This window comes from Massilia sp. UYP32, assembly GCF_050434365.1.
GTDB classification, from domain to species: domain Bacteria; phylum Pseudomonadota; class Gammaproteobacteria; order Burkholderiales; family Burkholderiaceae_D; genus Telluria; species Telluria timonae.
Genome location: NZ_JBNDIK010000006.1, coordinates 40,007 through 66,134, shown reverse-complemented (window position 1 = coordinate 66,134; position 26,128 = coordinate 40,007). Strand labels below are relative to the sequence as shown.

Genomic DNA, 26,128 nt, shown 5'->3' with positions numbered 1-26,128 from the left:
ACCTGCCGCACCCGCAGCACCGTCGTTGAAACACACTTCGAACCATTGCATCTGTACCACCGCATTTGCATCACAAAAAAAGGGGACCACCACGTGCCAGCATTCATACGCCACCCAAAGGATTTTTGGAGTGGCATCGTCTTTCTCTTCTTCGGCCTGAGCGCCATCGTCATCGGCCAGGACTATGAAATGGGCACGGCCGGACGCATGGGCCCGGCCTATTTCCCGACCGCCCTCGGCGGCCTGCTGTCGCTGGTCGGCGCAGCTTCCTTGCTGCGCTCCTTCTTCCGCCAGGGCGAGCCGATCGGCCGCCTGTACTGGAAAGAGCTGTCGCTGGTGCTGGTGGCCGTGCTGCTGTTCGGCTTCCTGGTGCGCGACGCGGGCCTGGTGCCGGCGGCCTTCCTGCTGATCCTGATCAGCAGCTACGCCGGCCAGAAATTCAATCTGGGCAAGGCCGTGGCGCTCGCCGTCGGCGGCGCCCTGTTCGCGGTAGGCCTGTTCGTCAAGCTGCTCGGCTTGCCGATGCCTATCTTTGGTCCTTGGCTCGGTGGGAATTAATAGAATATGGAACTCTTCAGCAATCTCGCCCTCGGCCTCGAAACGGCCTTCACGCTTCAAAACCTGTTCTACTGCCTGGTCGGCGTCTTCGTCGGCACCGCGGTCGGCGTGCTGCCGGGTCTCGGCCCGATCGCCACCATCGCCATGCTGCTGCCGGCGACCTTCGGCCTGCCGCCGGAATCGGCGCTGATCATGTTGGCCGGCATCTACTATGGCGCCCAGTACGGCGGCTCGACCACCGCGATCCTGGTCAACCTGCCGGGTGAATCCTCGTCGGTCGTGACGGCCCTGGACGGCTACCAGATGGCGCGCAACGGCAACGCCGGCAAGGCGCTGGCCACCGCGGCGATCGCCTCGTTCTTCGCCGGTTCGGTCGCCACCGTGCTGCTGGCCCTGGCCGCGCCGCCGCTGGCCGACATGGCCCTCGAATTCGGCCCCGCCGAATACTTCTCGCTGATGGTGCTCGGCCTGGTCGCCTCGGTGGTCCTGGCCAGCGGCTCGCTGCTCAAGGCGATCGGCATGGTGCTGCTCGGCCTGCTGCTGGGCGTGGTGGGCACCGACGTCAACTCGGGCTCGGCGCGCTACACCTTCGACCTGCCGCAGCTGGCCGACGGCATCAACTTCGTGATCGTCGCGATGGGCATGTTCGGCATCGGCGAGATCGTCCGCAACCTGGAGCACGACGAGTCGCGCAACCTGGTGATGAAGAAGGTCAAGGGCCTGATGCTGAGCAAGGACGACTTCAAGCGCATCATCGCCCCGGTCCTGCGCGCGACCGGCCTCGGCTCGATCCTCGGTATCCTGCCGGGCGGCGGCGCGATGCTGGCGTCGTTCGCCTCCTACTCGCTGGAGAAGAAGGTGTCGAAGAACTCGGCGCAGTTCGGCAAGGGCGCGATCGAAGGCGTGGCGGCCCCGGAAGCGGCCAACAACGCCGGCGCCCAGACCTCGTTCATCCCGATGCTGACCCTCGGCATCCCGTCGAACCCGGTGATGGCGCTGATGATCGGCGCGATGATCATCCAGGGCATCCAGCCGGGTCCGGCCGTGATGACCGAGCAGCCCGGCCTGTTCTGGGGCCTGATCGTCTCGATGTGGATCGGTAACCTGTTCCTGGTCGTGCTGAACCTGCCGATGATCGGCATCTGGGTGCGCATGATCATGGTGCCTTACCAGCTGCTGTATCCGGCGATCCTGATGTTCTGCGCGATCGGCGTGTTCAGCCTGAACAACAGCAACTTCGACGTCTACCTGATGGCGCTGTTCGGCCTGCTGGGCTACCTGTGCGCCAAGCTGGAACTGGAACCGGCGCCGATGCTGCTCGGCTTCATCATCGGACCGATGATGGAAGAGTACCTGCGCCGCGCCCTGCTGCTGTCGCGCAGCGATCCGATGGTGTTCATCGAGCGTCCGATCTCGGGCGTGATGCTGGGCCTGGCCGCCGCGGCGATGATCGTCGTGCTGCTGCCGTCACTGCGCAAGAAGCGCGAAGAGGCGTTCCAGGAAGACTGATGCGCTGAACGCGGAGCGAACCCCGTGCGCCGCCCGGCGCCGGCCTTTCCAGGCTGGCGCCGGGCGTTGTCATTCCGGGCCGCGCCGAACGAGGCCGGCGACGAGGGCCAGCGCCGCGAACGACGCCACGGCGGCGTTCGGCGAGGCGCGCTCCATCAGAAAGCCGAAGCCCAATGCGCCCAGCGTCTGACCCACCGCCAGCGCCAGGAAGGCCAGCGTCACGCCGGTCGCGGGCCGCGCGGGCAGCGCTGCGATGCTCCACACCAGATAGACACCGGTCAGCATCAGGTAGGCGGCGCCGAACAGGCCGCCGCCCATGAACACCAGCCACGGCGGCGCGCCATCCAGGCCGACGGCGGCAACCGCCAGCCCCAGCGCGACGTGGAACACAAGGTGCACCGCGCGCATCCCGTAGCGAGCGATCAGCGATCCGGCCATGGCGCCGGCCACGCCCGCGCACCCCATGACGGTCCACAGCATGCCGACCTGGCGCCCGCGCCAGCCGAGATTGGCCTCCAGCAGGTCGGCCCCGAAACTCCAGACCACGGTGCTCGCCGCTCCGCTCAGGCCGGCGGCCGCGGCCAGCCGCATCAGGTCGGGCGAAAGCCGGGGCAGCAGCGGCGCAGCGACGACGGGCCGCGGCGTGCCGGCGGACAGCACCTTCAGGGTCGCGCCGACCATCAGGAGCGTCGCGCCGGCGAAGCCGGCATAGGCCAGCCGCCACTCGGCCCCCATCAGCGCCGCCACCGGGCCGGACAGGGCGACGCCGGCGCTGGTGCCGGCGTTGATGAAGGTGTTGGTCGTGTCGTGCCTGGCGGGCGGCAGCATCGCCGTCACGGCCGCGGCCAGCGCCGGCGACGCCAGGCCGGTGCTCGAACCGGCCACGATCACCGCAACGGCCAGCCAGGCGGGCGACGCGGCGCTGGCGATCCCGATCATGCCGGCGGCGCCGGACACCCCCGCCGCCACCGCCACGAAGCGCGGCCCGCGGCGTTCGGTCAGCCAGGCCGCCAGCACGATCGCCAGGCAAAAACCAAGAAAGGACCCCGCCGAGATGATCCCCGCCAGCGAGGACGAGAGGTCGAAATCGGCCGAGATCGCGGGCAGGAACAGGCCGAAGGCGAAGCGCGCGAAGCCGTAGCAGACCGCGATCAGGCCGAAGCCGGTGGCGCCGAGAGCGAGGGCCTGCTTCACGCCGCGCGCGCCATCGCAACCAGGTCCACGGCGGCCCCGCACGCCGCCTCGATCGCGCTCGCCCCCTGCCAGGCGCTGGCGGCCACCGCGCCTTCGAACAGCAGGACGATGCGCCCGGCCAGGACGTCGTCGGCGCGCCCGAGATCGGCCTCGACGATGCGCGCGACGTGCTGGCGCAGCCTGGCCTTGTGGGCCTGCACCGCCGCCACGATCGCCGGCTCGGCGCCGCCGGTCTCGCCGAGGATGCGCAGGAACAGGCAGCCGCGCGCTCCTTCGTGCGCGATCCAGCCGGCCAGCGCGGCGAACAGCGCGCGCACGTCGAGTCCATCGACCTGCTCGAAGAAGCGCCGGTCACGCGCGGCGAGCACCTCGCCCACCAGGGCGGCCTTGCTGCCGGCATGTTTATAGAGGGTGCGGCTCGACATCCTGGCGGCGCGCGCCAGGGTGTCCATATTGGTGGCCATGTAGCCGTGTTCGTAGAACAGGCGCTCGGCAATGGCAAGGAGTGCTGGGTTGGTATCCATGGCCCCAGTGTAAAACGATCGTTTTACACCCGGGCGCACGCTTGCCCCCCCTAGTCGAACCGGCGCTGCATGGTCAGCAGCACGGCCCCGACCAGGCCCACCCACATCACGACCCAGAACAGGTCCTGGCCCGCCAGCAGTCCGGCCTGGCGCGCCAGCTCCAGCCCGCCGTCGCCGATCGGGCCGGCCTTCTCGGCCAGCCGCGAGGAATGCAGCGCCGTGCGCTCCTGCAGCGCGATATTGGTCACGCCGACGCCCAGCGCCAGGCCCACCTGCCCCAGCATGTTCTTGAGCTGCTGGGCGTGCGCGAACACCACGTTGTCCGCCTGCAGATCCTTGAACGAGTGGATCGCGGCGGTCGCCATGCCGAGCGTCAGGAAGCCGCCGAACAGGCCCATCCACAACATCACCGTGTCCCAGGCGTTGGCGCGCGGATCCAGGGTGGCGAAGCGCCAGCCGAGCGCCGCCAGCATCAGGAAGCCGGTCACGAAGAACCTGGTCGGATGCGGATTGCGCTTGACCATCTGCAGCATCACCACGAACACGACGAAGGTCGACAGCAGCCCCACGCCTTGCAGCACGCCGGCCTGCTCCAGCCCCATGCCGAGGCCCTTCTGCACCGCCTGCGGCAACAGGGTATTGACCATTCCGAGCACCGCGTAGCAGACCGCGAAGATGACCAGGCCCAGGCGATAGCGTGCGCTGGCGAGGATGTTCAGGTGCAGGAAGGGTTCGTGGCGGCGCGCCTTGACGAGGCCGAAGGCCAGCAGCAAGGCCAGGCCCAGCGCCAGGTGGCCGAGCAGCGCGCCGCGCTGGCCGCCATGCCAGTCGTAGGTCAGGTGCTGCAGGGCGAACAGCGTGATCGCGGCGCCGCCGCCCAGCAGGATCGCATCCGGCACGTGCAGGCGCGTCGGCGTGCCGTCCAGCGTGTCGGCGCCGAGCGGCAGCCAGCGCGCCGCGATGCCGGCGCCGATCGCGGCCAGCGTCGCCAGCAGCAGGAACATCCCACCCCATGCCTCGTGGCCGATGAACTTCGCCGCGGCCAGGGGGCCGAGCGCCAGGCCGAGCGACAGCGCGCTGCCGAATGCCGCGATGCCCTGCAGGCGCTGGGGCGAAGGCGGAATCAGGTTGACCATCATGCGCGAGGCGGTCATGAACACGCCGCCGCCGATGGCCATCAACAGCCGGCCGCCGGCGAAGGCGGCGACGCTGCCGCTGCCCGCGCAGATCCAGGCGCCGACCATGTAGAACACCACGCCGCCCAGCAGGTAGTTGCGCCAGCCGAGGCGCTGCACCATCACCGTCAGCTGCGAGATCGACAGCACCGCCACCGCCGCGTACAGCGCCGAGACGGTGGCGTATTCCTCGGGCGAGGCGCCGACGTGGCCCATGATGGCCGACGCCGCGAACACCGTCATGCCGGTCGAGAGGAACTCGATGAAGTTGAACACGAAGATCGCGGCCAGCAGCGCCGGACGTGGAATCGCAAGTTTAGCGGGGGCGTTCATCGCCTGCCCTTTCCATCAACGCGACGCCACCGCGCCCGGGTGACCGAGCGCGCGCCGGATCGCCTCGTCGGCGCCATGCGACTCGGTCTCGAACACGACGGTCTTGTACTGCTGGCGCGCGGCCCCGGCCTGCATCAGGCTCAGGCCCTGCTTGCTGCTGGTGTCGATCGCCACCTTCATCGACAGGCCCAGGCGCAGCGGATGGCGCGCCAGGTCGGCCGGGTCGAGCGCGATGCGCACCGGCACCCGCTGCACCACCTTGATCCAGTTGCCGGTCGCGTTCTGGGCCGGGACGGCGGCGAAGGCGCTGCCGGTGCCGGCTTCCTGGCCGACCACGCGGCCATGGAAGACGACGTCCTTGCCGTACACGTCGGCCGTCACCGCCACCGGCTGGCCGATGCGCACGTCCTTGAGCTGGGTTTCCTTCAGGTTGGCGGTGACCCACATCTGGTCCAGCGGCACGATCGCCATCAGCGGCGTGCCCTGGGCCACGCGCTGGCCGATCTGGACGTTGCGGCGCGCCACGATGCCGCCCACCGGCGCGGCCAGCGTGGTGCGCGCCAGACCCAGCGAGGCGTCGCGCAGCTGGGCGATCGCGGCCTGCACGTCGGGATGGCTTTCGACCGTGGTGCCGTCGACCAGGGCCAGCGCCGAGCCGACCTGCTGGCGCGCGGCGGTGAGCGCTGCGCGGGCGGCGGCCACGGCATCCTCGGCATGGCGGATGTCCTCGCCCGACACGGCGCCGGTGTCGGCCAGCTTGCGCCGGCGTTCGAGGTCGCTGGCGGCCTTGCCGAGATCGGCCTCGCGCTGGGCGACCGTCGCGCGCAGCTGCTCGACGCCGGCGAACTGGGCCCGCACCTGGCGCGCCGACTTGGCCAGCGCCGCCTCGGCGCGGTCCTGGGCCAGGCGCGCGTCGACCTCGTTAAGCTGCACCAGCACGTCGCCGGGCCGCACGAAATCGGTGTTGTCGGCCGCGATGCGGGTCACGGTGCCGGCGACCTGCGGGGTCACCTGCACCAGGTTGCCCTCGACGTAGGCGTCCTCGGTGTGCTGGCTGTTCCAGCCGATGCCCAGCACCTCGGGCGAGGACCAGGCGATGCCGCCGGCGGCGGCCAGCACGGCGACAGAAAGGCCGAGCGCCAGCTTGCGGCGGCCCTGGGGAGCGTTGTTCGTATTATTGGTGTCCATAGCGTTCTCTCGATTCTTCAATGTGCGGCCAGCGCGGGCCTGGCGGCCGGGGCCTGGTAGCCGCCACCCAGCGCGCGCACCAGGTTCACGTCCAGCTCGTAGGCGCGGGCGTCCAGCTCGGCCTGGGCGCGGCGCTGGGCCACGACCTGGGTTTCGGCGATCAGGACCTGCACGAAGTTGCCCAGCCCCGCGCGGTAGCGCTGCTCGGCCAGCTCATAGGCCTGCTCGGCGGCGGCCAGGGCCTGGTCCTGCTCGCGCACCCGTTCGCCCAGCCAGCGCAGCGACGTCAGTTGCGCCGTCACGTCGCGCAGCGCATCGATCACGGCGGCGTTGTAGTTCTCGACCGCGACGTCGAATTCGGCGTTGCGCGCCGCGAGATTGCTGCGCAGCCGGCCGCCGTCGAGCAGCGGCAGGGTCACCAGCGGGCCGGCCGCGAAGCTGCGGCTGCCGCCCTGCAGCAGGCGGTCGAAGCCCAGGCTGGCCAGGCCGCCGGACACGCTCAGGTTCACGGTCGGATAGAACTGCGCCTTGGCGACGTCGATCTCGCCGCTGGCCGCCTCGACCTGCCAGCGCAGCGCCACCAGTTCCGGACGGCGGCCCAGCAGCGCGGCCGGCACGTCGGCCGGCGCCGCCGCCGGGCGGTCCAGGCGCAGTCGTGGACGGGCGATCGACTCGGCCGCGTCCTGGCCTTGCGCCCCCAGGGCCGCGATCTGGCCCCGGGTCAGCGCGATCGCCTCGTCCAGCGCCGCGATCTGGCCGCGCGCGGCTGGCACGCCGATCTCGGCCTGCTTCAGCTCCGCCTTGCTGTCGAGCTGCGCGGAGACGCGCTGCTGCACCAGCTCGAGGATGCGGCTGCGCTGGCGCAGCTCCTGCTCGGCCAGGTCGCGTTGCGCATACAGGTGGTCCAGGCGCAGGTAGGCCTGCACCACGGCGGTCGACACCGCCAGGCGCGCGGCCTGGGCTTCGGCCTGGCGCGCATTGACGCGGCCGGCGGCGGCGGCCACGCTGGCCGCGTTCTTGCCCCAGAAATCGAGTTCGACACCCAGGTTGAGGCTGGCGTCGTTGACCCACTGCCAGCTACCGGCCAGCGGCTTGGGCACGCTGCCGTTCTCGCTGTAGCGCTGGCGCGCGGAACGGACCGAGGCGTTGGCCTGCGGCCCCAGGCTCGCTGCGGCCAGGCCTTCGAGGGCCGCCGCCTGGCGCACCCGCGCGAGCGCGCCGGCGATCGTCGGGCTGGCATCGCGCGCGCCCTCCACCAGCCGGTCGAGCTGGGGGTCGCCATAGGCGCGCCACCAATCCTGGGCCGGCCAGGCGGCGGTCTCGGTCGCCAACGACCCAATAGCGCGCGATGAATTTGCAGCCGCGTCCTGGTTCAGGCGGGCCAATTGCGGCTGCGCGCCCATCGACACGCAGCCGCTGAGTACGAGCATTGCAGAAACAAGCGCCAGGCGGGTCGAACACCGGCCTGGCGCGGGAAGGGATTGAAGCATGGTGTGCCTCGGCAAAAATACAGGGATAGCCGAAGCATAGTTGCTCTGAGTTATTTAGGCCATGCCATAAGCGGCATGGACATCATGCAGAATCTGCATAACCGGTCCCGGCCCCCAGCGTATTGGTCAGGGTCGTCAGCACGAACTCGCGCAGCCAGCGGTTGGCCGGGTCGCGGTGGCTGCGCTCGTGCCAGTACAGCGCCAGCTGCAGCGGCGGCAGCTCGACCGGCATCGGCGCCAGCACCAGGCCGAGGTCGCGCGCCAGCGGTCGCGCCAGGCGCAGCGGAATGGTGGCGATGGCGTCGGTATGCAGCGCGATGTGCGCCGCCGAGGTGAAGCTCGGCACGTGGCACAGGATGCGGGTGGGCTCCAGCAGCGTTTCCAGCTTGCGGGTCACGGCCACGTTGTGGTGGCTGGTGTGCTCCATCTCGATCAGCACGTGGCGGTGGGTCAGCCAGGTGTCGCGGTCGAGTTGGCCGGCCCAGGGATGGCCGGGCCGCATCAGGCAGGCGTATTCGTCGTCCCACAGCTTGCGCTGGCGGATGTTGTTGAGCAGGTGCGGAAAGCGACCGATGGCCAGGTCGATATGGCCGCGTTCGAGCTGGGCCTCGAGCGAGCCGGGATCGATGTGCACGCTGCGCAGCTGCAGGCCGGCGGCGCCGTTCTCCAGCCTGGCCAGCCCGTCCAGCAGCTGGGGCAGGATATTCACCACCGCGCCGTCGACCATGTACAGGCCGAAGGAACGGGTGGCGCTGAGCGGATCGAAGGCGGCCGGGCCGCCTTCGAGCTGGCGCGCCGCGTCCAGCACGGCCGCCACCGGGCCGGCCAGTTCGAGGGCGCGGGAGGTGGGCTGCATGCGCTGGCCCGAGCGCACGAATAGCGGGTCGCCGAAATGGCGCCGCAGTTTCGCCAGCGCGCGGCTGACGGTGGGCTGGGTCATGCCGAGCAGTTCGGCGGTGCGGGTCAGGCTGCCCTCGCGCAGGAGGCTGTCGAGGATGAGTAAGTGGGAAAGGTCGGGGATCACGCCCGCATCATATCATTGCGGCAACTGGCATGTGATCCCCGGGGGCAGGATCAGCCGCCCAGCACCTTGCGCAGGGTGCGCGACAGGTCTTCGGCCGAGAACTTGGCCACGTAGGCGTCGGCGCGCACGTTCTTGACGTGTTCTTCGTTGGTGGTGCCCGACAGCGAAGAGTGGATGACCACCGGCAGGTTGCCGAAGCGGTTGCTCGACTTGATGTTGCGGGTGAGCGTGAAGCCGTCCATCTCGGGCATCTCGAGGTCGGTCAGCACCATGGCCACGCGGTCGTACACGGTGCGGCCTTCGGCTTCGGCCGCGGCGGCGATCGTGCCCAGCTGGTCCCAGGCTTCCTTGCCGCTCTTGGTCATGATGTAGGGCAGGCCCATCGCGTCCAGGCCCTGCTCGATCAGCGCGCGCGCCACCACCGAATCGTCGGCCGCCAGGATCACGGCGCCCGGCTTGATCGTGATCTTGGCGCCCACCGCCTGCTCCATGTTCTCGCGCTCCTGGTTCGGATTCAGGTTGCGCAGGATGGTCTCGACGTCCAGCACCTGGGCCAGGCGCGCCGGCTGGCCATCCTGCTCGGGCAGGCGCGCGATGCTGGTCACCATGCCGCTGCCGGCGCTGTGCTCGGCGGTCATGACCTGGCTCCAGTCCAGGCGCACGATCTCTTCCACGCTCTCGACGGCAAAGGCCTGGGTGGTGCGCGCGAACTCGGTCACCAGCATGATGTTCAGGCCGGTCTTGGGCTTGACGCCGGTGATGCCCGGCAGGTCGAGCACCTGGATGATCTGGCCGCGCAGGTTGACCACGCCCAGCACGTGCTGCGGCGCGCCGGCCACCGCCGTGATCTCGGGCATGGCGACGATCTCGCGGATCTTGAAGACGTTGATGCCGAACAGCTCGTTATGGTTGCCCTGCTCGTCACCGCCCAGGCGGAACAACAGCAATTCGAATTTGTTGGTGCCGGTCAGGTTGCTGCGTTCGTCGACTTCTTGCTGTACCGATTTCATGTTCCATCCTGGATTAATAGTGCTGCACGGAAACCATTGCGGAACTCATTGTAGTCGCGCGGCTCTTTCTTGGGTCAATACAAGCCATAAGCCTTGCTGATTTTGCGGGAACAGGTGCAAAAAAACCACGAATTGTCACGTGAGACCGAGGGCGTAATATACGCCGATGACAAAGAAGACAGCCGCCGTCTTGATCAGGGTGACGGCGAAGATGTCGCGGTAGGCCTCGCGGTGGGTCAGGCCGGTGACCGCCAGCAAGGTGATCACGGCGCCGTTGTGCGGCAGGGTGTCCATGCCGCCGCTGGCCATCGCCACCACCCGGTGCATCACCTCGAGCGGTATCCCGGCATTCCCGGCGCCGCGGATGAAGACGTCGGACATCGCGGCCAGGGCGATGCTCATGCCGCCCGAGGCCGAGCCGGTGATGCCGGCCAGCGCGCTGACCGAGACCGCCGCGTTCACCAGTGGATTCGGGATGCTGCGCAGCGCGTCGCTCACCACCAGAAAGCCGGGCAGCGCCGCGATCACGCCGCCGAAGCCATACTCCGACGCCGTGTTCATCGCCGCCAGCAGCGCGCCGCCCACCGCCGCCTTGCTGCCGTCGGCGAAGCGCCTCGCCACGCGCGTGAACGCGGTCGCGACCACGAACAGGATCCCCAGCAGCAGCGCCGCCTGCACCGCCCAGATCGCGGTCACGGTCTTGATCGTCGTCGTTACCGGCGTGGCGATGCCGGGCAGGATCTCGGGCGGCACCGTGTGGCTGTCGCCGCCATACCAGACCGGAATCATGCGGGTGAAGACAAAGTTGGCCACGCCCACCAGCAGCAGCGGCGCCACCGCCAGCAGCGGATGCGGCAAGCCGCCGGCGCTTGTCTCCACCCGCTCCGGTTCGTTCACCAGCGACGTGCCATAGCCCTCCCCCTTGGCGGCGGCCGCGCGCCGCCGCCACTCCAGGTAAGTCAGCCCGACCGCCAGGATGAACAGCGCTCCCAGGGTGCCCAGCACCGGCGCGGCCCACGAGGTGGTCTGGAAGAAGGTGGTCGGGATGATGTTCTGGATCTGCGGAGTGCCGGGCAAGGCATCCATCGTGAACGAAAAGGCGCCCAGCGCGATCGCCCCCGGCAACAGGCGCTTGGGGATGTCGCTTCGCCGATAGAGTTCGGCCGCGAACGGATAGACCGCGAACACCACCACGAACAGCGACACGCCGCCATAGGTGAGCAAGGCGCAGACGGCGACGATGACGGCGTTGGCGCGCGCGGCGCCGATGTAGCGGATCGCCGCCGCCACGATGGCCTCCGAAAAGCCCGACAGTTCGATCACCTTGCCGAACACCGCACCGAGCATGAACACCGGGAAGTACAGCTTGACGAAGCCGACCATCTTTTCCATGAAGATGCCGGAAAAGACCGGGGCCACCTGCGCCGGGTCGGTGAGCAGCACGGCGCCCAGGGCGGCAACCGGCGCGAACAGGATGACGCTGTAGCCGCGGTAGGCGGCGAACATCAGGAAGGCCAGAGCGGCCAGGACGATCAGGAAGGACAAGACGACTCCATGGCGATGGCGTGTAAGGACGTCATCATTATAGAAAGGGAGCGCGGCCGTGGGACAGCGTTTGCGCCGATGTCGCGTGCGTTTATGCAGGCGGCATCGGCACGCTGTGCTCAGGCGACGTTGTCCTCCACGCGCGGCGTCGTCGAGCCGTTTGCCAGCGTGATCCGGGTGCGCTTGGCCAGCGGCGCAGTCGGCGCCGCGCCATTGGCATCGAGCGGCTTGACCTTGGTGAACACGACGCTGAACGTCGCCGGCGTGACGGTTGCCACCGCATAGCCCTGGGCGTCGTGGTCGGCGTAGGCAAAGGCGGGATTGTTCATGCGCAGCACCTGGTCGAAGCCCTGCGGCGTGGCCACCAGCGGCGCCAGCGGCGTGTTGCCGGCGCCGGCGCGCAGGTACTGGTAGAACGAGGAACTGCTGATGCCGGCTGCGACGAAGTCGACCGCCACCGGCCGGCCGCTGCGCGGATCGTTGCTGTCGTAGATCACGCCGCACTGGAACGCGTGCAGGTCGCCGGTGATCGCCACCACGTTCTTGACGTCGTTGCTGGCCAGGTGGCCCAGCATCTCGGCGCGATAGGAAGGATAACCATCCCAGCCGTCGGCATTGACGATATAGAGGTTGTCGTACGGCGGCGGCGCCATGGTGCGCATGTCGAGCCACATGCGGTTGAGGGTCACTTCATTGCCCCATACCTTCCAGGTGGCCGTCGAGCCTTGCATGGTGTCCTTCCACCACTGCGTCTGCGTCGGTCCCAGCAGGCCCGGATTGCGGCCCAGCGCGGTCCTGGCGCCGGCCTCGAACCGGGCCAGCAGCGGCTGCGGCACGAAGTAGCGCGAGCCGATCGAGTCGTCACCGGCCACCGGGTCGCCCTGCAGCATGCCGGCGTAGGCCGCTTCATTGACCACGTGGTCATCGCGGTACAAACGTTGGTCGGTCATCACCAGGTGCATCAGGGCGCCGAAGCGGAAGTCACGGTAGATGCGGATATTGTCGTGGCCTGCCTTGTTCAGGTCGAACGAGACGTCGCCCCAGTCGACCGGCATGTATTCGGCCCAGGCCTGGGTCGCATTGCGGCGGCGCGACGTCTGCTGCTGGTTGGCGTTGTCGTAGGTCTGGTGGTCTTGCCAGCAATCGTCCGAGAACTCGTGGTCGTCCCAGATCACGATCATCGGGCATTTGGCGTGCAGCGCCTGCAGGCGCGCATCGCTGCGATAGGTGCGGTACAAGGTGCGATAGTCGGCCAGGGTATTGGCGTAGCGCGCGCCGCCTGCGATCGTCACGCCGTCGGGAAGGTCGATGCGCGTATGCGCCGGCTCGGCGCGTCCCGACTGGAAGTCGGCGCCGATCGTCTCGTAGACATAATCGCCCAGGTGGACGATGAAATCGAGTTCCTCGGCCGCCATCATGCCCATCGCGGCCCAGTGGTTGACGCTCCAGTCCTGGCAGGTCATCCAGGCGAAGCGCATCTGCGCCGGGGTGCTGGCGGCGGCCGGTGCGGTCCTGGCCCTTCCCACCGGGCTGAGGTCGGCGCCGGCGCGAAAGCGATAGTAATACAGGGTGGCTGGGGCGAGGCCGGTCAGCTTGGCGCGCACCGTATGGTCATAGGTCGGCAGCGCGTTCAGTTCGACCACGCCGGCGACCTGGGTGAAGGCGGCGTCCATCGCCACTTCGAGCCGCAGTTCGACCGCTTCGCTGCCGCTCTCCGGCGCGCAACGGGTCCAGAACACGACGCTGCCCTCCTTCGGATCGCCGCTGGCTACGCCCAGCGGGAAGGTGAAGCTGCCCAGCGGCGGCGTGTCGTCCGAACCGCCACAGGCGGCAAGCAAGCCGCCTGCGGCGGCGACGGTGAAGTATGCGCTGCTACGTAAAAAGCCCCGACGGTCCACGTGGTCCCCCTCCTGTTGAAAACGTGACGGCAGTCTAGCGAGCCGATGTTTCCAACGCGTGACAGGGCGACAAGAACTGCTAGAACAGCGTCTGCTGCGGGCTGGTGAGATTGGCGAAGCTGTCGCCCAGGAAGGGCAGGATGGCGTCGGCCACCGGTTCGAGCTGGCGCGTGAGGTAGTGTTCGTAGTCGATGGCGCCGTGGCGGGCTTCCATCGGCTCGGGGCCGTTCAAGGTCATCACATAGCGGATCCAGCCGCCCTTGCGGTAGAGCGCGGGGCGGCCCTGGCGCAGGTGGTGCTCGTCGGCCATGCGCGCGGCGCGCACGTGCGGTGGGACGTTGCGCTGGTACTCCTCCAGCGGCCGGCGCAGGCGCTTGCGGTAGACGAGATCGTCGTCGCATTCGCCGCGCAGCATGCGCGCGACCAGCTCGCGCACATAGTCTTCATAGGGCTGGCCCTTGAAGATGCGTTCGTAGAGCCCCTGCTGGAAGGCTTGCGCGAGCGGAGTCCAGTCGGTGCGCACCGTCTCCAGGCCCTTATAGACCATCTCTTCGCCGCCATCGGCGCTCGCGGCCAGGCCGGCGTAGCGCTTCTTGCTGCCTTCGTCCGAACCGCGCACGGTCGGCATCAGGAAGCGCCGGAAGTGCACGTCGTACTCCAGTTCGAGCGCGCTCTCGATGCCCAACTCGGCCTGCAAGTGACTGCGCCACCAGCCGTTGACGTGGTCGACCAGGGCCTGCCCGATGCGGCGCGCATCGCCTTCGGCGTGCTCGCGCCCGAGCCAGACGAAGGTCGAATCGGTGTCGCCGTAGATCACCTGGTAGCCCTGCTCCTCGATCAGCTCGCGCGTGCGGTGCATGATGTCGTGGCCGCGCATCGTGATCGACGAGGCCAGGCGCGGGTCGAAGAAGCGGCAGCCGGTGGTGCCGAGCACGCCATAGAAGGCGTTCATGATGATCTTCAGCGCCTGCGACAGCGGCGCATTGTGCTCGCGCTTGGCGGCTTCGCGGCCGGCCCAGACCTGGGTCACGATGCCGGGCAGGCAGTGCCTGGTGCGCGAGAAGCGCCCGCCGCGGTAGCCCGGCACCGTGGCGTCCTCGGGCTCGCGCAGGCCTTCGACCAGGCCGAGCGGATCGATCAGGAAGGTGCGGATGATCGAGGGATACAGGCTTTTGTAGTCCAGCACCAGCACCGAATCGTACAGGCCGGAGCGCGAATCCATCACGAAGCCGCCGGGACTGTCGGCGCCGGCGACGTCGCCGATGTTCGGCGCCACCCGTCCCTGGCGGTGCAGCAGCGGCATGTACAGGTGCTCGAAGGCCGCCACCGAACCGCCGCTGCGGTCGGCCGCCAGCCCGGTCACGCTGGCGCGCTCCAGCAGGAAGGCCATCAGCCTGGTTTTGTCGAAGATGCGCGTGACCAGCTCGCAATCCTTGAGGTTGTACCAGGCCAGCGCCGGCTTGTCCTCGGCGAACATGCGGTCGATCTCGGCCATGCGATCGTGCGGGTTGTCGATCGCCTTGCCTTCGCCCAGCAAGGCGCGCGACACGTTCTCGAGACTGAAGGACGGGAAGCTCCAGGTGGCCGAATGCAGCGCATCGATGCCGTCGATGACCAGGCGACCGGCGATGCAGATGAAGTAATGCTCCTGCTTGCCGCCATGTTCGCGCCACTCGATCGCGCTGCCGTCGCGGCCCAGGCGCAGCGGGCGGTTGAAACGATCGGCATGCTTTTGCAGCACCCGCATGTCGAACTGGATCAGGTTCCAGCCGATGATGGCGTCGGGGTCGTGGCGGATGAACCATTCTTCCAGGCGGTCGAGCAGTTCGAGCCGGGTGTCGCAGTAGTCGAGTTCAAAATCGCGTTCCCGGTCCTCGCCATTGGGCGGCCCGAGCATATAGACCTGGCGCTGGCCGCAGCCTTCGAGCGCGATCGAGCGCAGCTCGCCCTGGAAGGTGGTTTCGATGTCGAGCGACACCGTGCGGATCGCCGGCCGGTAGCCCGGCGCCGGCTTCAGGACGGCGTCGACCAGCAGCAAGGGATCGCCATCGACCGGCGTGCCGGCGAAGCCTACCTGCGCCGTGATGAAGCGCTCCATCAGGTAGCGCTCCGGCGGACGCACGTCGCCCTCGAACACGTCGAGACCATGCTGGCGCAGCTGTTTTTCGATGCGCAGCAGCTGGCGGTACTTGCGGCAGTACAGGCCGGCGACCGGCCGGTGGCGAAAATCGAGCAGGTCGAGCGGCCGTAGTTCCCATCCGCGCTCATCGACCAGCAACTGTTCGACGCTGGCGCGCTGCTCTTCCGGGATGAAAGCCACGGGCTTTTGCACCGGCAGCCGCAGGCGGCGCGGACCGGCATCGGTGGCGAGCCAGAACTCGACCTCGCAGCCGGCGGCGGTGTCGCGCCAGTGGCGCGTCAACAAGAAGCCTGTCTCCACACCAGTGTCCATCAGCGGTAGCGCTGCAGCTCGGCCTCGGTGAAGCCGGCCTGGCGCCGGCCTTCGATATTGAACGGTCCCTTGAGGACCGGCGCCTTGTAGCGCGCGGTCAGTTCGTCGTAGGTGGCGATCGGCTCCAGTCCCCGCTCATGACACAGGCTGAAGTACCAGCGGTTGCCGATCTCGACGTGCCCTACTTCGTCCACCAGCAGCCGGTCGAGGATCCGGGCCGCGGCCAGGTCGCCGGCCTGGGCGATCTTCTTGCGCAGTGGCGGAATCGCATCGAGCCCGCGCGCCTCCAGGGTGCGCGGCACCAGCGCCATGCGCGCCATGACGTCGTCGCCCGTCTTGGCCACCATCTCCCACAGGCTGTCGTGGCCGGGGAAGTCGCCGTAGGCGTGGCCAAGCGTGCCCAGGTGCGCGCTCAGCATCGTGAAGTGCAGCGCCTCTTCGTCGGCCACGCGCAGCCAGTCGAGGTAATACTGCTCCGGCATGCCATGGAAACGCCACAGCGCGTCGAGCGCCAGGTTGATGGCGTTGAATTCGATGTGCGCCAGGGCGTGGACCAGCATGGCCCGCCCCTCGGGCGTGGCCATCGAGCGGCGTCCGACCTGCAGCGGCGGCACCAGTTCGGGGCGGGCCGGGCGGCCGGGGATGCCGGCGGGCGCGGCGAGCGCGGTGGCGGTGTCGATGCGCACGGTCCCGGCCTTGCAGGCGGCGCTCAAGGCGGCGACCGCCTGGGCCTTGGTGGCAGGATCGGTTTCGAGCAGCGCGTGCAGCGCCGCGGCGCGGAGTTCCATGGTGCTATCTGTTCTGGCGAAAGACGGCATTTTACTCAATTCGTTTAGCGCCTGTGCCGCTGATTTCTGACGGTAGCGCCGGGCCAGCGTACGGATTGAGCATGACCAAGAGTGAATACGACAGAACATGAAACACTCTTACCGCCTATCATAGAAGGAAACTCATATGACAACGACGTATGCGGAACTGTTCCAGAAGCTGACGGCAAGTGAAAAAATTCATCTCGCCTTGTTTCCCGAGCAGGCGGCGGTAATCAAGCGATCCGCGCAGCGCGCACTGCTCGAAAGCGAACTGCGGTTTCCAGGAAGCCGCCGCAATACGCCGGGGGACGCGTTTCGACACTGTTTTTGGTCCGCACTTCTCGCGCGAGACATCGGGTATGCCAGCGCATTGCGGTACACGAATGCGCACGAAGCTTTTCCGGATAATCCACCGGATGAGAAGGCGATGGATCTGCATAATAACGCCGTCGGACTGAGTATCGGCCGCTACGGAGGTCCGAATCAGATACTGATCTTGCGATGCGTCGATGCACTCCGCACCGGCCGACTCAAGATCATCGAACGCTAGGATGAAACCATGCGACCCTTCCTCACCGCGCTTTCTGCAGTGCTTTTCCTCTCAGCGTGCTCGCCGGACGTAGCCCTTGATCAAGCAATCAAACTGGGAGAGCGAGAGTTCACGCGCGAATCATGGGCCACTGCATCGCGGATCGAGCGTGGCCGGATGACCGCGTCATTCTTGCGCCAGTATGATGCTACCACCCTCGACCGGCGCCAGATCGAAAAGATACTGGGTCCATCCACAGGCTACTACTACTACGATAATAATCCGGCCTATTTTGTCGGGCCAGATACCGTCACCAGTATTCATGGAAAAGGCTATTTATGGGTATTTGAGGCAAACAAGAATAATGGTCGGATCGAACGCGTTCATTTCGTTCCCGATGTGAAGTGAGGTAAATCAAATACAGTCGCACCAAAATCGGTGGCGATCCAGAAGTCGACCTCGCAACCGGCGGCGGTGTCGCGCGAAAAGGTATATTTGTTGATGTATCCCGAGCACGTGTCGTTGATCAGCGACGCCGCTGAGCAAGCTTCTAACGAGACCAAACGACGCTTCGGTAGGCACGATCATAATGGTCACGGCGATGCATTCCGGCATTGCTTATGGTCCGCCATGCTCTGCAGAGACATCGGTTATATGGGAGCCCTGCGATACACCTCGGCTCACGAGGAGTTCTCTGATAACCCACCGAATGAGAAAGCGATGGATCTGCACAATAATTCGGTTGGATTGAAGCTAGGCAGAACATTGAGCTCGAATGCAATACTCAGTAACCTTTCCGTTGCAGCTTTACGTTCGGGCCAGCTCAAAGTCATCAAACCGTGAGGCAAGAGTGCGAGCTTTATTTATATTGACACTGTTGGCAGCATCCCTCGCGAGTTGCTGGAACACTGTCGAGGACCAGGCCCGGAGGCTGGGAACGCGCGAGTTCACCCCTGAAACGTGGGCCAAGGCCACGGACCTGCAGCGCGGAGAAATGACTGCATCGCTGCTGAAAAAACACGATGTGACCTCGTACCATAGAAAAGAGATTGTAGCGCTGCTGGGTGAACCCACCGGCTACTACGACTACGATACCAACCCTGCCTATTTCGTTGGACCCACTACGGTCGAAAGTATGTATGGCAAGGGTTATCTACTGGTCTTTTTGACAGACAAGAGCAATGGTGACGTCGACAGCGTGATGTTCTTCCCGGAGGTCGAGTAGCGTCACAAGTAGCCGACATCTGCCTGAACAAATGCGCATACACCGGACTCACCCGCGGCTTGTCCGCCCGCCCGCGCAGGTTCAGGGTCACCTTGCCCATGTCATCCCGCACCGCACTCAGCACGCACGCCATATTCACCACCATGCTGCGGCTGACCTGTCGGAACCGGTCCGGATCGAGCTGCGGCAGCAAATCCTTCAGCGGCACCCGAATCAGCGCCTCGCTGTCCGCCGTCGCCACGTTCACGTACTTGTCGACCGCCTGGAAGAACACGATGTCGGCCACCGGGATCATCCGCACCACATTACCGACCGCCGCCCGCACCGTCGTCAAGCGCTCGATCGATGCTGCCGCCGGCAGCAGCGCCTGGAGCTGGCCGAGCAGTTGGCCCAGCGAGTCCGTGCCCCCCCACGCCCGCTGCCTGCTCCCGGCGCGCCTCAACCAGCGCGCGCAGGCGCTCCACCGTCTTGCCCAGTCGGCCCGCGCTGACCGGCTTGAGCACGTAGTCCACTGCGGCCCGCTCGAAAGCCTCGACCGCATAGTCAATGAGGGGGCGAGCGCCCGGCAAGCCGTCCTGCGACGAACCGGAGAAAGCACGGTGCGAAGCGGCTACGGGGGCGGCCGAAACCGCTTCGCGGCAGCGCTTAGAAGCGGTAATTGACCTTCACCGACGCCACCCGGCCGCGCGGATCGCCCTGGGTGTAGTCGAAGAAGGCGGTCGACGAATCCCATGACGGACGCTTGTCGCCCAGGTTGTGCACGATGAAGCTGACGGTGGCCGCCTGGGTCGCCTTCCAGGCCAGGTTCAGGTCGAAGGTGCCGTACGGCTTGACGCGCTCGCCCGGACGGGTGGTCTGGTCGTAGCCGTCGACATAGTTCCACACCAGCGTATTGCTCCAGTCCTGGATATCCCAGCTCAGGCCGGTCACGCCGCGCCACTTCGGAATCGAGCCGAAGTAGTTGTTGCCGGCGCCTTCCGTGAGCGGCAGGCCGACCGCCAGCGGCTGTTCGAACGACAGCACCCGGCTCAGTTGCGCGTTCAGGGTCAGCTTGCCGTAGGCGGCCAGCGGCTGCACGTGGCGCAGGTCAATGTCGAAGCCCGACACCACGCGGTTGCCCTGGTTGGCATACTGGCGGTACAGGGTCAGGATGCGGCCCTGGGCGTCGCGCACGATCTTGCCGGGCGCCGACGCTTCGTTGGCGATGATGTTGTCGGCCGATTCGGTGCCGATCACGCCCTCGGTACGGATGCGGTAGAAATCCAGGCCCAGGCTCGTGCGGTTGTTCGGGGCCAGCACGATGCCGAAGTTGGCATTGGTCGAGCGCTCAGGCGACAGGTCGGGGTTGGCGATCGTCAGGTTGGTGATGCCGCGCGCCTGGGTCGGCGAGATCGGATCGCGCGGATCGACCACGTTGCCGTAGCTGACCGAGGTCGAGTTGGTGATCTCGGGCAGCGACGGCGCGCGGAAGCCCCGCGACAGCGTGCCGCGCACCAGCAGCCACGGCGCCGCCTGCCAGCGCACGCTGGCCTTGGGCGAGAAGGCGCTGCCGAAGTCGTCGTAATGGTCGCCGCGCCCGGCCAGGTTGACGCTCAGGTCTTTCAGCACCGGCACGTTCAGCTCGGCGAACAGCGCCGCCACGTCACGGCTGCCATCGATGATGTTGATCGCCGGGCGCAGCTCGGTGCCCGACAGCACCGCGGTCGAGGTCTGCGAATCCATCTCTTCGCGCCGCCACTGGGCGCCGGCGGCGAAGCCGAGCGCCCCGGCCGGCAGCTGCACCAGTTCGCGGGTCGCGCTCAGGTCGACCGTGGTGAGCTTCGACTCGGCCGGGCGCAAGGTCGACAGGCGCAGGCGGTTGCGCACTTCCTCGCTGTTATTGGCCTGGTTGACGAAGTCATAGCTGCCGTCCGCGAGCACCTTCTCGAACTCGTAGCGGTTGACGAAGTTCTGCACGGTTTCCTTCAGCTCGCTGCCGGAGTGGCCGACCGAGGCGTCGTATTCCCAGCCGCCGGCATAGCCCTTCACGCCTGTCAACACGCGGAAGAACTCCACACGGCCCTGCTTCATGCGCGGGCCCAGGTCGAACAGGGTGGCGTTGAACGGCAGCGGCGTGGCGCCGGGATTGTTCGGATGGCCGACCGGCAGCACCACGTTGATGTTGTCGAGCTGCTGGGTGGCGTCGTTCCAGGCGCGCAGGCCGGTGCCGACGGTCAGCGGTGCGCTGAAGGTCTGGTCGGCGCGCGAGCGGCCGTACAGCACCTCGGCATAGGCCTCGTGGTCCTGGCCCAGCTTGACGGTGCCGCGCAGCGAGGCGTGGGCGCGCTGGATGCCCGGAATCAGGGTCTTGTAGGTGGCCGGGTTGTAGGCCAGGACGTTACCACTGCGGCCAGGCGTGATCTCGCCGTAGGGCTGCACCGCCAGCGGACCCGCATTCGCGCCGGATGCGCCGCCCAGCCACTGGGTCGGGTCGTTGTTGACGTAGTTGGTCGGCACCCAGGCCAGGGTCCCGTTCGGATTGCCGCGGAAGTCGCTGCCGGCGATCCAGCCCACCTGGTCCTGCTGCAGCTTGTCGCGCCACTGGGCATCAAGCGAGAACACGACGCTGTAGCCATCCTCGACCAGCGAACCGAAGCCGGACTGCAGGGTCACGCTCTTGTCGTCCTGGCCGGTTCCCTCGGTGGAGCGTCCGGCCTGGGCGCTGATCTCGGTGCCCTTGAACTCCTTGTAGAGAATGATGTTGACCACGCCGGCGACGGCGTCCGAACCGTAGACCGACGAAGCGCCGTCCTTCAGCACCTCGATGCGCTGCACCGCCGCCATCGGCAGGCTGTTCAGGTCGACGAAGACTTCCTGCAGGTTCTGGGCGGTGGCGTAGGGGCTGACGCGCTTGCCGTTCACCAGGATCAGCGTGTTCTTCTGGCCCAGGCCGCGCAGCGACAGGCCGGCGGTGCCGGCCGAAAAGCTGCCGGTGAACTGTTCGTTGTAGCTGTTGCCGCTGTTGGCCGAGATCGAACGGATCACGTCGGCGATGCTGGCCTTGCCGGTGGCGGCCAGCTCCTTGGCGGAGATGACCTGGACCGCGCTGGCGCCTTCCTTTTGCGTGGTGCGGATGTTGGAGCCGGTGACGACGACTTTTTCGATGTCCTGGGCGACGGCGTGTTGCGAGAATGCGGCGGCGAGCGCCACGACGATAGCGAGTGGTTTGTGCATGGTGTTCCTGGTAGTGGTCTTCCCGCGGCGGCGCTCCAGGCGTCGCAGCGGGCGTGCGCTTCCTGCCCCATCCTCGAGGGACGGGTGCGGAAGACGGCGGTATGGATCAGGCGATCAGTTGCGCGACATTCGACAGCACGACCCGGCCTTGCCCGGCAGGTGCGCCGTGCGGGTTCGTGAAGCAGGATGCTGCGAATGTGTCATGACCGAATAATCGTTGAATTGCTGTGGAAGACGCATAATACCCGGCGGAAATGGCATGCCAAACGAATAAATAAATACAAGCTTATGCAAATCGCCATCGAAACGCCCTGTCGACCGGGCGATTGACCGCACTAGCCCGACATGTCATATTGCCATTTTTTCCACCCAAGGAAGTCAACGCATGCGTCACCTTGTCCCTGTCCTCGGCCTCAGCCTCGCCCTCGCCGGCTGCGCGACCCAGCTTGACGCGCCCCGCGCGTCCGCCCCTGATGCGCTCACCAGCCACATCTCGGCCGACTCACTGCGCGGCCACCTGTCCTTCCTCTCGTCCGACCTGCTCGAAGGCCGCGGCACGCCGTCGCGCGGCGTCGACCTGGCGGCCGAGTACATCGCCGCCCAGTTCCGCCGCGCCGGGCTCGAGGCGGCCGGCGACGACGGCTACTACCAGACCGCCCACTGGCAGTACGCGAAGCGCGGCGAAAAGGACATCACGCTCACGGTGAAGGCTGGCGGCAAGACGATCGAGGTCCCGGTCGGCGGCGCCTCGGCCAATTTCGTCGACCCGGTCACCCTCGGGAACACGCCGGCCGTGTTCATGCCATGGCAGGCGGCGCTGGACGACAAGGGCGCGGCCGACGGCAAGGTGCTGGTCGTGCCCGCGGCGGCGATCCCGGGCGCGGCCGGCGTGCTGAAATCGAAGCTGCAGAGCAAACCCGCGCTGGTCTTGATGATCGACCGCGAACGCCGCCATGGCCGCACCCAGGGCGGCTGGTTGATCGACCCGAGCCAGCCGGTGGCCAAAAACGGCCCGCCGGTCGTGCTGCTGCACGCGGCCGACGTCGCCGCCACGCTCGAACAGGGCGGCGCCAGCATCGCGGCCAAGGTGGTGGCGCCAACCGTCAGCCCGGTCAAGCTGCGCAACGTGATCGGCGTCCTGCGCGGATCGGATCCGCAACTGAAGAACAGCTACGTCATGCTCAGCGCCCACTACGACCACCTGGGCATCCGCGACGGCGAGATCTATAACGGCGCCAACGACGACGGCAGCGGCACCGTGTCGATGATCGAGATCGCCGCCGCCATGGCCGCGCAGAAGGAACGCCCGCGCCGCAGCATCGTGTTCGTCGCCCTGTTCGGCGAAGAGCTCGGCCTGCTGGGTTCGCGCTACTATGCGAAGCACCCGGTGTTCCCGCTGAAGGACACCGTGATGAACCTGAACCTGGAGCAGCTGGGCCGCACCGACGACAGCGAGGGCCCGCAGGTCTCGTCGGCGACCATGACCGGCTTCGACTACTCCACCGTGGGCACGACGCTGCAGCGCGCCGCCGGGCGCACCGGCATCCGCTTCTGGAAGCATCCGACCAACAGCGACCGCTATTTCGCCCGCAGCGACAACCAGGCCCTGGCCGACGCCGGCGTGCCGGCGCACACGCTCGCAGTGGCCTTCGGCTTCCCCGACTACCACGGCAAGGACGACACCTGGGACAAGATCGACTACGACAATATGGCGCGCGTGAACCGCATGATCGCCCTGGCCCTGCAGGACATCGCCAACGACGCGGCCAAGCCGGCGTGGACCGACGTTCCCAACGCCGCCAAGTACCGCGAGGCGGCGCGCGCGCTGCACGCGGCGCCGTGATGTCGGCGTCCGCGTTGGCGCCGGCCCTGTGATCGCCGCCCTGTCGATCCGCCCTCCCGGCGCGCCCGCGCCGATGCGGGTCGACGGCATGCGGCTGATCGCGGGCAGCGGCGCCGAAGGCGACCGCCATCTCGATCCGCTGTCCCCGCGCCAGTTGCTGCTGGCTTCGCGTGCCGGCTATGCCGCCCTGGCGCTCGCGCCGCAGGCGCTGCGCGAAAACCTCCTGCTCGACGACGACGTCGAACGTCTGCCTTCCGGCACCGTGCTGCAGATCGGGGCCGAGGCCAAGGTGCGGCTGATGTTCGCCTGCGAAGCCTGCGGCCGGCTCGACCTGCACGCCGAGCGGCTGGCGGCCAGGATCGGCGCCCGGCGCGGCGTGCTGGCGCGCGTGGTCGAGGGCGGGGTCATCCGTCCGGGCGATCCGGTGCGCAATCTCGGTCAAGGCTTCGCGTCGTGGCCGGACGACTGGCGCCTGCGCATCGCCCAGGTGCTGGACGCCGTCCCGCCTGGCGCCGTGGTCGAGTACGCCCAGCTGGCGCGCCTGGCGGGCGTTCAGTCCAGTTATTGCCGGGCCTTTCCGCGCCTCTTGCGCGCACTGGGATCAGGCCATGCGGCCAAGGCCGTCCCGGCGCGCGCCGCCTGCCCGCTTCCGCGCTGGAACGGCGCCGGCCTGTTCGACTAGGCAGCGACCTTTTTCGGGGCCGGCTTGAGCCGGGCCACCCCGAGAATCACCAGCGCCAGCCCGCCCAACTGATATAACGACAGCGGTTCGCCCAACAGCAACCATGAAGCGAACACGGTCAGCACCGGCCCCAGGTTGCCCACCGCCGCCGCCTGCGGCGCGCCCATGCGCCCGATCGCCAGCGCCAGCCAGTAGATCGGCAGCGCGGTCGACACCAATGCCATCAGGCCGGCATTGAGCCAGACCGCGGGCGGCAGCGCCGGCAGCGCGGCCGGGTCGCCAGCCGCCACGAAGTGCCCCAGCACGAACGCGCAGGACGCGCTGCCGGCCAGGCCGGCCAGGCGCATGGAGCCGATCCGGCCCACGAGCGCCCCGGTGCCGAGATAGTACATGGCGTAGGTGACCGCGCTGGCGAACACCCAGGCCGATCCCACCATCACCTCGCGGCTCCAGCCGGTCACCTGCAGGTCGTGCACGAAGCCGATGCCCAGGCCCAGGTAGCAGATCGCGAGCGCCTGCAAGGTGCGGCCCGATGGCCGCTGGCGCGTCAGGCAGACCTGGAACAGCAAGACCAGGGTCGGGTACAGGTAAAGGATCAGCCGTTCCAGCCCCGCCGTGATGGTTTCCAGGCCATAGAAGTCGAACAGGCTGGAAAGATAGTAGCCAAGAAAACCCAGCACGGCGATGTGGAGCCCGTCCTTCACCGACAGCGGTTCGGCGGTGCGGTCGCGCGCCAGCCAGGCCAGCCACAGGAACAACGGCAGCGCGAAGCCCATGCGCAAGGCCAGCAGGGTGAGCGCATCGACCGGCGCCGCCGCATAGCCCAGCTTGACGAACACCGCCTTCATGCTGAAGCCGGCGGCGGCGAGCACCGCGTACAGGCGGCCATCCTGGGACCAGCTGCGAAGAACTGCTTGGGTTGAACTCATGATCGGATGTTGGCGGCAAAGACCTTATTCTGCCGCGAAAGCATCCGCGCTAGAATACGTCACTCCTGGACTCTGCCTTCGCGATACGAGAAACCCCATGCACGTCGACCTGACCGATCTCCGCCTCTTGCTGGCCATCGCCGACGCCGGAAGCCTCAGCAAGGCGGCCGAGCGTTTCCCGATCGCCCTGTCGGCCGCCAGCAACCGCCTGCGCGGCTTCGAGGAAGATTGCGGCATCGTGGTGTTTACCCGCTTGGCCGGCGGGATGGCGCCGACGCCGGCCGGCCGCTTCATCCTGGAGCGCGCGGCGCGCGTGGTCAGCGAGGTCGAGCAGTTGCGCGATACCGTGCGCGAGCTGCGCGGGCCGCAGCGCGGCGCGGTGCGCCTGGCCGGCACCACGGTGGCGATCAGCACCTTCCTGCCGGCCGCGCTGGGCGTGTTCCTGGGCGACCATCCAGAAGTCGACCTGCAGCTCGAGGAACGCACCAGCCGCGACATCCTGCAGGCGGTGCGCGCCCGCGAGATCGAGATCGGCATCCTGGACGGCAACGTGGCGACCGGCGACGTGATCTCGCTGCCGTTTCGCACCGACCGCCTGGTGCTGCTGGTGCCGAACGGCCACCCGCTGGGAGCGCGCCCTGCCACCCGGCTGCGCGACGCCTTCGAGTTCGCCTTCGTCTGCCTGCCCGCCGAGCGCCCGATGCAGCACTTCGTCGAGTCGCGCGCAGTGCAGAGCGGGCGCCCGCTCAAGGTGCGGGTGCGCGCGCCCAGCTTCGACGCCATCGCCCAGCTGGTGGCGCAGGACGCCGGGATCGCCATGCTGCCCGAGGCCGCCGCCAGCCGCTTCGCGCGCGAGCTGCCGGTCGGCATCGTGTCGCTCGACGACGCCTGGGCCAACCGGGAACTTCGGGTGTGCTTCGCCGATCCGAATACCCTGAGTCCGCATGCGGAAACGTTGTTACGTTATCTAGCGCACAGCGGATGAGTGTTGGAAATGT

Annotated in this window: 24 protein-coding genes; 9 read left to right on the top strand and 15 right to left on the bottom strand. The window is 67.6% G+C overall.

Annotated elements, in window-relative coordinates:
* Positions 1–93 precede the first annotated feature (93 nt).
* Complete coding sequence (locus ABIB42_RS06240) at positions 94–558, top strand: tripartite tricarboxylate transporter TctB family protein (RefSeq protein ID WP_005670636.1); 465 nt, start codon at positions 94–96, stop codon at positions 556–558.
* A gap of 6 nt (positions 559–564) precedes the next feature.
* A complete protein-coding gene (locus ABIB42_RS06235; protein WP_005670634.1) occupies positions 565–2,067 on the top strand; it encodes a tripartite tricarboxylate transporter permease in 1,503 nt (500 codons plus the stop codon).
* A 69-nt stretch (positions 2,068–2,136) separates the two neighbouring features.
* Here the strand turns inward: ABIB42_RS06235 and ABIB42_RS06230 are convergent, their stop codons facing one another.
* The 11 genes from ABIB42_RS06230 to ABIB42_RS06180 form a co-directional block, all read right to left on the bottom strand.
* Positions 2,137–3,261 carry an MFS transporter gene (locus ABIB42_RS06230; protein ID WP_429248076.1) on the bottom strand — a complete coding sequence of 375 codons (1,125 nt, stop codon included), beginning with the start codon at positions 3,259–3,261 and terminating at the stop codon, positions 2,137–2,139.
* On the bottom strand, positions 3,258–3,785 hold the full coding sequence (locus tag ABIB42_RS06225) for a TetR/AcrR family transcriptional regulator (RefSeq protein WP_429248075.1): 528 nt from the start codon (positions 3,783–3,785) through the stop codon (positions 3,258–3,260). The genes ABIB42_RS06230 and ABIB42_RS06225 overlap by 4 nt, the downstream gene beginning before the upstream one ends.
* 50 nt (positions 3,786–3,835) lie before the next feature.
* The gene (locus tag ABIB42_RS06220; RefSeq protein WP_273028779.1) at positions 3,836–5,293 is read right to left on the bottom strand and encodes an MFS transporter; all 1,458 of its coding nucleotides are present in this window, start codon (positions 5,291–5,293) and stop codon (positions 3,836–3,838) included.
* 15 nt (positions 5,294–5,308) lie between these two features.
* A complete protein-coding gene (locus ABIB42_RS06215; protein ID WP_005670626.1) occupies positions 5,309–6,481 on the bottom strand; it encodes an efflux RND transporter periplasmic adaptor subunit in 1,173 nt (390 codons plus the stop codon).
* Positions 6,482–6,498: 17 nt separating this feature from the next.
* The gene (locus tag ABIB42_RS06210) at positions 6,499–7,911 is read right to left on the bottom strand and encodes an efflux transporter outer membrane subunit (RefSeq protein WP_429248074.1); all 1,413 of its coding nucleotides are present in this window, start codon (positions 7,909–7,911) and stop codon (positions 6,499–6,501) included.
* 142 nt (positions 7,912–8,053) lie between these two features.
* A complete protein-coding gene (locus ABIB42_RS06205; protein ID WP_429248073.1) occupies positions 8,054–8,995 on the bottom strand; it encodes a LysR family transcriptional regulator in 942 nt (313 codons plus the stop codon).
* A gap of 50 nt (positions 8,996–9,045) precedes the next feature.
* Positions 9,046–10,005, bottom strand: coding sequence for a chemotaxis protein (locus ABIB42_RS06200; RefSeq protein ID WP_219864186.1), 960 nt, complete (start codon positions 10,003–10,005; stop codon positions 9,046–9,048).
* 135 nt (positions 10,006–10,140) lie between these two features.
* The gene (locus ABIB42_RS06195; RefSeq protein ID WP_219864187.1) at positions 10,141–11,550 is read right to left on the bottom strand and encodes a GntP family permease; all 1,410 of its coding nucleotides are present in this window, start codon (positions 11,548–11,550) and stop codon (positions 10,141–10,143) included.
* 119 nt (positions 11,551–11,669) lie between these two features.
* Positions 11,670–13,448, bottom strand: a complete 1,779-nt coding sequence (locus ABIB42_RS06190) for an alkaline phosphatase D family protein (protein WP_429248072.1) — start codon at positions 13,446–13,448, stop codon at positions 11,670–11,672.
* Positions 13,449–13,527: 79 nt separating this feature from the next.
* Complete coding sequence (locus tag ABIB42_RS06185) at positions 13,528–15,900, bottom strand: DNA polymerase II (protein WP_429248071.1); 2,373 nt, start codon at positions 15,898–15,900, stop codon at positions 13,528–13,530.
* Complete coding sequence (locus ABIB42_RS06180; protein ID WP_005670613.1) at positions 15,900–16,688, bottom strand: ferritin-like domain-containing protein; 789 nt, start codon at positions 16,686–16,688, stop codon at positions 15,900–15,902. Before ABIB42_RS06180 ends, ABIB42_RS06185 begins: the two co-directional genes overlap by 1 nt.
* Before the next feature lie 166 nt (positions 16,689–16,854).
* Between ABIB42_RS06180 and ABIB42_RS06175 the strand changes: the two genes are divergently transcribed.
* Positions 16,855–17,259, top strand: a complete 405-nt coding sequence (locus tag ABIB42_RS06175; RefSeq protein ID WP_005670612.1) for a DUF6973 domain-containing protein — start codon at positions 16,855–16,857, stop codon at positions 17,257–17,259.
* Positions 17,260–17,268: 9 nt separating this feature from the next.
* Positions 17,269–17,646, top strand: coding sequence for a hypothetical protein (locus ABIB42_RS06170; RefSeq protein WP_219864191.1), 378 nt, complete (start codon positions 17,269–17,271; stop codon positions 17,644–17,646).
* Here ABIB42_RS06170 and ABIB42_RS06165 read toward each other — a convergent pair.
* A complete protein-coding gene (locus ABIB42_RS06165; protein WP_370662450.1) occupies positions 17,622–17,801 on the bottom strand; it encodes a hypothetical protein in 180 nt (59 codons plus the stop codon). The two genes, ABIB42_RS06170 and ABIB42_RS06165, sit on opposite strands and share 25 nt — an antisense overlap.
* On the opposite strand from ABIB42_RS06165, the gene ABIB42_RS06160 reads away from it, so the two are divergent.
* Both ABIB42_RS06160 and ABIB42_RS06155 read left to right on the top strand, forming a co-directional pair.
* The gene (locus ABIB42_RS06160) at positions 17,740–18,081 is read left to right on the top strand and encodes a DUF6973 domain-containing protein (RefSeq protein WP_373889472.1); all 342 of its coding nucleotides are present in this window, start codon (positions 17,740–17,742) and stop codon (positions 18,079–18,081) included. The two genes, ABIB42_RS06165 and ABIB42_RS06160, sit on opposite strands and share 62 nt — an antisense overlap.
* Positions 18,082–18,115: 34 nt before the next feature.
* Complete coding sequence (locus ABIB42_RS06155) at positions 18,116–18,463, top strand: hypothetical protein (RefSeq protein WP_184236572.1); 348 nt, start codon at positions 18,116–18,118, stop codon at positions 18,461–18,463.
* Here ABIB42_RS06155 and ABIB42_RS06150 read toward each other — a convergent pair.
* Together ABIB42_RS06150 and ABIB42_RS06145 are read right to left on the bottom strand one after the other, a co-directional pair.
* On the bottom strand, positions 18,360–18,758 hold the full coding sequence (locus ABIB42_RS06150) for a LytTR family DNA-binding domain-containing protein (protein WP_312183236.1): 399 nt from the start codon (positions 18,756–18,758) through the stop codon (positions 18,360–18,362). The genes ABIB42_RS06155 and ABIB42_RS06150 overlap by 104 nt on opposite strands.
* Before the next feature lie 350 nt (positions 18,759–19,108).
* Positions 19,109–21,676 (bottom strand): TonB-dependent receptor plug domain-containing protein, encoded by a 2,568-nt coding sequence (locus ABIB42_RS06145; RefSeq protein WP_429248070.1) that lies wholly within the window; start codon positions 21,674–21,676, stop codon positions 19,109–19,111.
* A 385-nt stretch (positions 21,677–22,061) separates the two neighbouring features.
* Here ABIB42_RS06145 and ABIB42_RS06140 point away from each other — a divergent pair, with 385 nt between their 5' ends.
* Both ABIB42_RS06140 and ABIB42_RS06135 read left to right on the top strand, forming a co-directional pair.
* Entirely contained in the window at positions 22,062–23,519 is a 1,458-nt protein-coding gene (locus ABIB42_RS06140; protein WP_429248069.1) for a M28 family peptidase, read from the top strand.
* A gap of 28 nt (positions 23,520–23,547) precedes the next feature.
* Positions 23,548–24,201 (top strand): MOSC domain-containing protein, encoded by a 654-nt coding sequence (locus tag ABIB42_RS06135; protein WP_051205178.1) that lies wholly within the window; start codon positions 23,548–23,550, stop codon positions 24,199–24,201.
* Here ABIB42_RS06135 and ABIB42_RS06130 read toward each other — a convergent pair.
* Positions 24,198–25,130 (bottom strand): DMT family transporter, encoded by a 933-nt coding sequence (locus ABIB42_RS06130; RefSeq protein ID WP_429248068.1) that lies wholly within the window; start codon positions 25,128–25,130, stop codon positions 24,198–24,200. The two genes, ABIB42_RS06135 and ABIB42_RS06130, sit on opposite strands and share 4 nt — an antisense overlap.
* 97 nt (positions 25,131–25,227) lie before the next feature.
* On the opposite strand from ABIB42_RS06130, the gene ABIB42_RS06125 reads away from it, so the two are divergent.
* Positions 25,228–26,115 (top strand): LysR family transcriptional regulator, encoded by an 888-nt coding sequence (locus ABIB42_RS06125; RefSeq protein WP_005670601.1) that lies wholly within the window; start codon positions 25,228–25,230, stop codon positions 26,113–26,115.
* Positions 26,116–26,128: the final 13 nt, after the last annotated feature.

Coding starts and splice junctions, on each gene's coding strand:
- ABIB42_RS06170 (WP_219864191.1), top strand. CDS start 17,269: ATGCGACCCTTCCTCACCGCGCTTTCTGCAGTGCTTTTCCTCTCAGCG.
- ABIB42_RS06210 (WP_429248074.1), bottom strand. CDS start 7,911: ATGCTCGTACTCAGCGGCTGCGTGTCGATGGGCGCGCAGCCGCAATTG.
- ABIB42_RS06220 (WP_273028779.1), bottom strand. CDS start 5,293: ATGAACGCCCCCGCTAAACTTGCGATTCCACGTCCGGCGCTGCTGGCC.
- ABIB42_RS06125 (WP_005670601.1), top strand. CDS start 25,228: ATGCACGTCGACCTGACCGATCTCCGCCTCTTGCTGGCCATCGCCGAC.
- ABIB42_RS06185 (WP_429248071.1), bottom strand. CDS start 15,900: ATGGACACTGGTGTGGAGACAGGCTTCTTGTTGACGCGCCACTGGCGC.
- ABIB42_RS06200 (WP_219864186.1), bottom strand. CDS start 10,005: ATGAAATCGGTACAGCAAGAAGTCGACGAACGCAGCAACCTGACCGGC.
- ABIB42_RS06140 (WP_429248069.1), top strand. CDS start 22,062: ATGCGTCACCTTGTCCCTGTCCTCGGCCTCAGCCTCGCCCTCGCCGGC.
- ABIB42_RS06180 (WP_005670613.1), bottom strand. CDS start 16,688: ATGGAACTCCGCGCCGCGGCGCTGCACGCGCTGCTCGAAACCGATCCT.
- ABIB42_RS06130 (WP_429248068.1), bottom strand. CDS start 25,130: ATGAGTTCAACCCAAGCAGTTCTTCGCAGCTGGTCCCAGGATGGCCGC.
- ABIB42_RS06145 (WP_429248070.1), bottom strand. CDS start 21,676: ATGCACAAACCACTCGCTATCGTCGTGGCGCTCGCCGCCGCATTCTCG.
- ABIB42_RS06235 (WP_005670634.1), top strand. CDS start 565: ATGGAACTCTTCAGCAATCTCGCCCTCGGCCTCGAAACGGCCTTCACG.
- ABIB42_RS06175 (WP_005670612.1), top strand. CDS start 16,855: ATGACAACGACGTATGCGGAACTGTTCCAGAAGCTGACGGCAAGTGAA.
- ABIB42_RS06225 (WP_429248075.1), bottom strand. CDS start 3,785: ATGGATACCAACCCAGCACTCCTTGCCATTGCCGAGCGCCTGTTCTAC.
- ABIB42_RS06160 (WP_373889472.1), top strand. CDS start 17,740: ATGTATCCCGAGCACGTGTCGTTGATCAGCGACGCCGCTGAGCAAGCT.
- ABIB42_RS06150 (WP_312183236.1), bottom strand. CDS start 18,758: ATGATCCCGGTGGCCGACATCGTGTTCTTCCAGGCGGTCGACAAGTAC.
- ABIB42_RS06215 (WP_005670626.1), bottom strand. CDS start 6,481: ATGGACACCAATAATACGAACAACGCTCCCCAGGGCCGCCGCAAGCTG.